This window comes from Enterobacter sp. ZOR0014 (assembly GCF_000798855.1).
Classification (GTDB): domain Bacteria; phylum Pseudomonadota; class Gammaproteobacteria; order Enterobacterales; family Enterobacteriaceae; genus Enterobacter; species Enterobacter kobei.
This window is the reverse complement of record NZ_JTLF01000158.1, coordinates 21,699-28,932: the sequence shown is the minus strand read 5'-3', so window position 1 is coordinate 28,932 and position 7,234 is coordinate 21,699. Positions and strand designations below refer to the sequence as shown.

General features: G+C 56.4%; 4 protein-coding genes. All 4 read right to left on the bottom strand.

Annotation, left to right across the window (positions count from 1 at the left end):
* Positions 1-131: 131 nt before the first annotated feature.
* Positions 132-2,270 (bottom strand): anaerobic ribonucleoside-triphosphate reductase, encoded by a 2,139-nt coding sequence (gene nrdD, locus L977_RS08155; RefSeq protein WP_014882293.1) that lies wholly within the window; start codon positions 2,268-2,270, stop codon positions 132-134.
* Between the two features lie 369 nt (positions 2,271-2,639).
* Positions 2,640-3,212, bottom strand: coding sequence for a PTS sugar transporter subunit IIA (locus L977_RS08150; protein ID WP_047625556.1), 573 nt, complete (start codon positions 3,210-3,212; stop codon positions 2,640-2,642).
* Between the two features lies 1 nt (position 3,213).
* Positions 3,214-5,811 carry a glycoside hydrolase family 38 C-terminal domain-containing protein gene (locus L977_RS08145; RefSeq protein ID WP_047625555.1) on the bottom strand — a complete coding sequence of 866 codons (2,598 nt, stop codon included), beginning with the start codon at positions 5,809-5,811 and terminating at the stop codon, positions 3,214-3,216.
* 10 nt (positions 5,812-5,821) lie between these two features.
* A complete protein-coding gene (locus tag L977_RS08140) occupies positions 5,822-7,225 on the bottom strand; it encodes a PTS fructose transporter subunit IIC (RefSeq protein WP_071847093.1) in 1,404 nt (467 codons plus the stop codon).
* Between the last annotated feature and the right edge of the window lie 9 nt (positions 7,226-7,234).

Here is a 7,234-nt window from a genome sequence, read left to right as displayed (position 1 = left end):
TGATGCCCTCACCCCGGCCCTCTCCCACAGGGAGAGGGAGAAAACCGGAGCCGGGCTCAACAATATGCTCGATCGGTTCCCTCTCCCTTGAGGGAGAGGGGTAGGGTGAGGGGGAGAACCCAGCGCAGAACTTACCCGATCTGCCCATTCCCCAGATGCTTCACGCGGCGTTTCACCTCTTCCTGCTTACCGGCGTTAAACGGACGCGCATCCGGGCTACCGAGATAGCCGCACACGCGGCGGGTTACCGACACGCGTGCCGCGTCGTGGTTACCGCATTTCGGGCAGGTAAAGCCTTTGCTGGTACACTCGAACTCACCGGTAAAGCCACACTCGTAGCATTCGTCGATGGGCGTGTTGGTGCCGTAATACGGCACATGCTGATAGCTGTAATCCCACACGTCTTCCAGCGCCTTCAGGTTGTGCTGAATGTTCGGGTACTCGCCGTAGCAGATGAAGCCGCCGTTGGCGATTGGCGGATATGCCGCTTCAAAGTCGATCTTGTCGTACGGGTTTACCTTCTTCTCCACGTCGAGGTGGAAGCTGTTGGTGTAGTAACCTTTATCGGTCACGCCTTCCACGATGCCGAACTCGGCGGTGTCCAGACGGCAGAAGCGGTCGCACAGGTTCTCGCTTGGGGTACTGTACAGGCTGAAACCGTAGCCGGTTTCCTCTTTCCACTGGTCCACGGCATCGCGCAGGCGCTGAACAATCGCCACGCCTTTTTCACGCAGCGCGTCGCTGTCATACATATGCGTGCCGCCAGACAGGGCATTGATGGTTTCATGGATGCCGATATAGCCCAGCGAAATCGACGCGCGGCCGTTTTTGAAGATCTCAGAGACGTCATCGTCCGCTTTCAGGCGCACGCCGCAGGCCCCTTCCATATAGAGGATAGGCGCCACGCGGGCTTTTACCCCTTCAAGGCGGGCGATACGGGTCATCAGCGCCTTGCGCGCCAGCTGCAGACGTTCATCCAGCAGCGTCCAGAATTCCGCTTCATTACCTTTGGCCTCCAGCGCGATGCGCGGCAGATTCAGGCTGATGACGCCGAGGTTGTTACGCCCGTCGTGGATCTGCTCGCCGTTTTCATCTTCGTATACGCCGAGGAAACTGCGGCAACCCATTGGCGTTTTAAATGAACCGGTTACTTTTACGACCTGATCGTAGTTCAGAATATCCGGGTACATGCGCTTGCTCGCGCACTCCAGCGCCAGCTGTTTGATGTCGTAATTCGGATCGCCAACTTTGTGGTTCAGCCCGTCGCGGATGGCGAATACCAGTTTCGGGAACACCGCCGTTTTGCGGTTCTTACCGAGGCCGGAGATACGGTTGCGCAGGATGGACTGCTGGATCAAACGCGATTCCCAGCTGGTGCCCAGGCCAAAACCGAAGGTCACAAACGGCGTCTGGCCGTTGGCGGTATGCAGGGTATTCACCTCATACTCCAGCGACTGGAACGCGTCATAGCACTCTTTCTCGGTGCGCGAGTGTGCATAACCGTCGGCGTCCGGGATTTGCCACTCTTCGGCCGTTTTGCGGTGCTTGTTGAAGCTTGCGGTCACAAACGGGGCCAGCACTTCGTCAATGCGGTTAATGGTGGTGCCGCCGTAAATGTGGCTGGCGACCTGGGCGATAATCTGTGCCGTGACCGCAGTGGCGGTGGAGATGGATTTTGGCGGTTCAATCTCGGCGTTACCCATTTTAAACCCGTGGGTCAGCATGCCTTTCAGGTCGATCAGCATACAGTTGAACATCGGGAAGAACGGTGAATAGTCGAGATCGTGATAGTGGATCTCACCGCGCTCGTGCGCTGAGACCACATCGCGCGGCAGCAGGTGCTGACGGGCATAGTGTTTGGCGACGATACCGGCCAGCAGATCGCGCTGGGTGGGGATCACTTTACTGTCTTTGTTGGCGTTTTCATTGAGCAGGGCAGAGTTGGTCTGCTCTACCAGGCCACGGATCTCCTGGTTCAGGCGACCGCGCTTTTCACGCTGCACGTCACGATCGTGGCGGTACTCAATGTAGGCGCGGGCCAGCTGCTTGTAGGGGCCCGCCATCAGCTGATTTTCAACCGCGGTCTGGATCTCGTTGATATCCACCTGGCTGCGTTCATTCATCTGGCTGCTAACGACTTCTGCGACGGTGGCGCAGTAATCTGCGTCATCGACTCCCGCTGCTTTAGCTGCACGCAGAATGGCTTCCTGGATGCGCTCTGATTTAAACGGCACTTTACAGCCATCACGTTTCATCACATGCGGTGTCATGATCACTCCATTTTTAAAAACAGTTTATCCACAGAGGTGGAGAAGTATTCACCGGGCGCATTCCCCGCCAGTCCAAAGACTTCCCGCGTTCCCGGCTCGTGTTATCCACAATTCCGGCCAGCGTAAGCGCCGTCTTGTTGTTGGAATAGTAGACGATTAATACAACATGTTGGGTCGGCGTGCATTTTAAGTGCTACATATAGTGATTTGCATCAAACTTGTTTGCGATTTATTTGATGCAGAACAAAGTAAAAAGACGAGAGTACAAACGGCGGGCGCTTCAGCGATTGTAAAGACCAGAAGGAAAAATCTGATTAATTATTCAACAAAAACAAGCGCTCAGCACGGTCTGTACTGAGCGCTACGTGATTAATGGATGCCGCGCACCCAGCTTAAACCTGCCTGTAAAAAGGCGGCGATAGCGACAGTGCCCAGCACCAGTGGGATGAGAAGGGAACGCGCGGGCACCGCATCCTCAATGTGCGGTTCTTCCGTACTCAGGGCAGACAGCGCCTCTTCCCGGGTGCGTGCCGCCAGAAGCTGCTCACGCACACGGTCTTCCGTCAACAGGCTGGTTAGCGTCGTGAGCAGCTGCATATGCGTGCTGCCTGCTTCAGCAGGGGGAATGGCGAGCAGGAAGACCATTCTTACCTCTTCATCCCCCTCCAGCCCCGGCCAGCGTATCGGGTCGTCAAAAAGCGCCAGACAAAACGCCGCCTGATGCACCGTCTCGGTTTTACCGTGTGGAACGGCAAGTGCTTCGCCCAGAGCCGTGGGACCTTCACTTTCACGCTTTAAAACGCTCTGGATAAATGTCTCTTGATCGCCGATGACGTTTCGCCTGACGAGCGGTTCGGCGAGCCAGCGGATCAGCGCTTCAGGGGTACGGTGCGGCGGGTTGATAAAAACCAAATCGGGGTGCGTCAATGCAAGCAAGTTCATATTAAGCCTCTAACAAAAAATCGCAGGTCGCGGAAGGGTGGATCGCCGTGACCGGCTGCACGGGCTCTTCCAGATAGTTGATCTGAGGAAGCCCCACGAAATCTGCCGGAACGGGAACCGGCTGCGTGCCAGCGTTAAACACGCGGATGACCGTGCCATGCGACTGTTGGGCATGGGGCAGGGCAGACAGAATAAGCGGCTCCGGTAGGGTCAACAGCGAGAAGTGTGCCGGAAGCTGGCGTTCGGGCAGGCGCAACGAAAAGCGCTCAAGGCGATGATCGAGCGTGTGCAGCGTTTGCCGTTGATAGGTAAAGGGCTGTCCGGTCGCGAGATTTTCCAGCTGGCGTAGCGTCAGATGATCGGCACTGTCGGCCAGCGCGACGCTGAATGAAAAGTGCAACGGCTTCAGCAACTGGGCATCGGGGGTCTCAACCACCGTATTATTAATCCCGGATGCCCGACCCGGTCGCCAGTCAAGGTCGTTTCGTCCGAGCACACCCGTTGACTTAAACAGCGTCAGGGCAATCACTGCCGGTTCGTCCCCGAGGATCTGAAACTCCTTCATGCCGCGGCTGTTCACCACCAGCGCTTTGCCTTCTTCTGCGACAGCGATAATGCCCTCGCTGGTTTCGATATCCACGGGCAGCTCGCGATAGCGTTCCAGCCAGTTTTCATCGTCATACCCCGTTTCGCGTTGGATGATCGCAAAGGGCTGTGAGGCGATAGCGTGATGCGTGTGAATATCGCTGTTGATCAGCAAGCGCAGCCGGTGATCGCAGTGGCTGTTTTCCAGCGCACCGTCGACATACAGGTTCGGATCGTCATGGCGCAATTCACACGCCAGACGCAGGCATAACGGTTTTCTGACTGCATCCTGATGTCCGGCGAGATCCGGCGGCAGAAGCAGCGTCGCCTCAATAACCAGCTTTTCGACAAGAGGCGTTTTCAGGCAATCAATGAGTGTGAAATGGGAACAGCGCGTTGGCGTATCGCCCGCGAGCGGGGAGAAATCGTAGCTGTCGCCCGCATCCGCGCAGTCTTCGAGGGTAAAGAACGCAGGGATGCATCTGCCCGTGTGTTTGTCCTCAAGGGTAAGCGTTCCGGCGTCCAGCATCAGCCGATAATGCGCATTTTCTATTTCGCGGCCCTTTTTCTGTTCAGGCTGCCGTAACGGCGCAGGGCTATTCTCAACGTTCACGGTGAGATAGCCAACCGACGGCAGAACCGGCGTCTGGACAGCAATGTGCCAGCGGAAATAGGGAGGAAGGGGCATTTCACACTCGCCTTCGGCAGTGAGGGAGATCGCCGTTCCGCCGGGTAAAATGTCTCTTTTCAGGACGTCGAAGCGCACGGGCTCCCCCTGATACGTCAGCGCGATATGTTCAGCCCGGCTATACAGCGTGGTTTTAACCACGCGCCGCATTGGGGTGGTCAGCGGATTGAAGATCAGCAGGTCCCCTTCCTGAGCACAGGAGGCGGCCAGCGTTTTTACCACCAGATTCCACAGGCTGTGACACAGCTGCTCGGTTTGTTCCAGCCGATGCAGAATGTCGCGATTGGTCGCATCGCTATTACAGCCGCCGATAGAGTCGTGGGCGTGGCTTCGCAAAAGCGTCTTCCAGAGGGTATCGACCACAGAGAGATTGACCGGTAGCCCCTGATGCCGCGCCATGGCAATCGTCGGCTCCAGCTGTCGCAGGATAAACTGCTCAATCTCATCATTTTTCTTTTTAATGTCGTAGCGCACGGAGCCGATCGTTTTATGGATGCGGGTGTAGCGTGGCGATTTCAGCTCGCCTTCCCAGCATTCAAACTGCTCACGCTGCGCGCGCAGGATGTCCACGTAACGCTCCAGCGAACTGATGGTGTACCAATCCTGGTTGGGAGAGTGTTTGCTGGCGACCTGCAGGATAGTCGGCAGCGCCGGGTCGATGCTGACCTGATCGCCGCCGCAGGGCAGGAGCAGGTCATCGATACCGGCCCGTGAACGCAGCAAATCGACCATCGGGTAGATTTTCCCCTGCAGATGGCTGGCTTGCGAAGCGATATTTTTAGCCGCGCCATACCCGAGCGCCATCGCGCAGGCGATGACGCTCGCCCCTGACGGCGCGCGCCAGATAAACTGGCTGCGTTTGGCATGCCGGTCGTGATCGATACCGCGCCAGAAGACGATGTTATCGATATTGCAGCCCTGCAAAATCGTCGGCATCTGCGCATTGTGGCCGAAGGTATCCGGCAGATAACCGACCTGCATCGCATGTCCCAGCGTTCGGGCGGCGAAGATGCCGTACTTCAGGTTGCGGATAATGGATTCGCCATGCACGTTGTAGGTGTCCGTCTGGGTATACCACGGCCCGACGAAAATCCTTTTTTCTCTGACCAGCTTTTCCAGCCTGGCGCGATAATCGGGATTGATCGCAAGAAAGTCCTCCACGACCGCCATCTGCCCGTCAAGGTGATAGCAGGCATAAGCCGGGTTCTGCTCCAGCGTGTTGATAACATCCGCAAAGTTATATGACGCCAGCACCATGCTGTCCTGACGGGTGAAATACCACTCCTGATCCCAGTGCGTGTGGGCAATAACGTGGATCTGACTCATGATGTTTCCCTCACCTGACGTTCTTTGGGCTGACATAAAGCACGCCCAGGGCGCAAATCAGTGCGCCAATAAAGACGCTCGCCAGATAGCCCGCCACATTGGTCGCCAGCGGCCAGCCCCAGATGGCGGGCAGAGGCAGCGTCTGCTTCACGCCGAGTGCAATCGCCACCAGCGCACCGGCGACGGCACCGGTCATGAATACCGGGATCAGGCGTGGGTTTTTCAGGATGAACGGGATAGCGCCTTCTGAGATCCCGATTACGCCCAGCAATAACGAGGTGCTGCCAACGGTTTTTTCTTCCCGGCTGAAGACGTCCGGCAGACCAAAGCGGCCGTTGAGGAATGCGGCAAAACCGACGCCAATGGAGGGGATCACGATAGAGAGTTCGCGGGCGGTTAAATCAAACGTCTCGCTCATGCCATTCAGGCCGAGCGCGACCGAGCCTGCCGCCTTATTGACCGGACCACCAAGGTCGAAAGCGGTGCCCGCGGCGATCATTGCGGAATAGAACCCGCGACCGGTGTCGCCTGCCGAGGTAAAAAAGACCACCATCAGCTGATTAAGCGAGCCAAAAATCGGGTTAATCAGATATTCCATGACCATCACCAGCGTAATGCCGGTGATCAGCGGGACGATTAGCATGGTTTTAATGGTGGTGAGCTGCTGGCGGACATGAATCGAATCGTTGAGCCAGCGCACCAGATAGCCCACAAAGAAGCCAATCCCAATCGCGCCAAAAAAGCCGGAGGGCATAAAGCCCTCGATATCAAAGAAGCGCTTGTAGACTTCGTCTGACATGATGCCGCCGATAAGCCCGGGGATCAGCGCCGGTTTTCCGGCAATGGCAAACGCCAGATACATGGCGAAGACCGGATACATGAACTTGATGGTCATAAAGCCCACTTTATCCAGCACGCTGAACGGCGAATGTTCAATGTTAATAAACTGGCCGGTAATTTTGGCCGTTGCCATCATCAGCCCACCCATGACCACGACCGGTAACATATAGCTGATGGCCGCCATGATATGGCCAATAAATATCTGGTAAGCCGAACGCCGGAGATCGTCCTCGTCTTCATCTGCCACCGCGGTCGCATTTTTTTCCATTGCCAGCGCCTGACGCAGATAGCGGTCGGTGTGCTTGATCAGCTCTTGTGTTCGTGTCTGAAGGTGAGGAATGTCATCAAAACGTTCGGCATCCTGAATGGGGACGTCGGTTGCCAGAATAATGGCGGTGGCAGAAGCAATATCCTGCTTTGTTAAGCGATTTTTAACACCGTCGCTACCCTGCGTTTCGACCTTTACCTCAATGTTATGCGCTTTAGCCCATGCGATAATTTTATTCGCGGCCATAAACGTGTGTGCAATGCCTGTCGGGCAGGCCGTTACCGCGACAACTTTTTGTTTCGTCATTGTCATAAT

Bases quoted from the DNA above. Each gene is read 5' to 3' on its own strand.
- L977_RS08150 (WP_047625556.1), bottom strand. From the start codon at position 3,212: ATGAACTTGCTTGCATTGACGCACCCCGATTTGGTTTTTATCAACCCG.
- L977_RS08145 (WP_047625555.1), bottom strand. From the start codon at position 5,811: ATGAGTCAGATCCACGTTATTGCCCACACGCACTGGGATCAGGAGTGG.
- nrdD (WP_014882293.1), bottom strand. From the start codon at position 2,270: ATGACACCGCATGTGATGAAACGTGATGGCTGTAAAGTGCCGTTTAAA.
- L977_RS08140 (WP_071847093.1), bottom strand. From the start codon at position 7,225: ATGACGAAACAAAAAGTTGTCGCGGTAACGGCCTGCCCGACAGGCATT.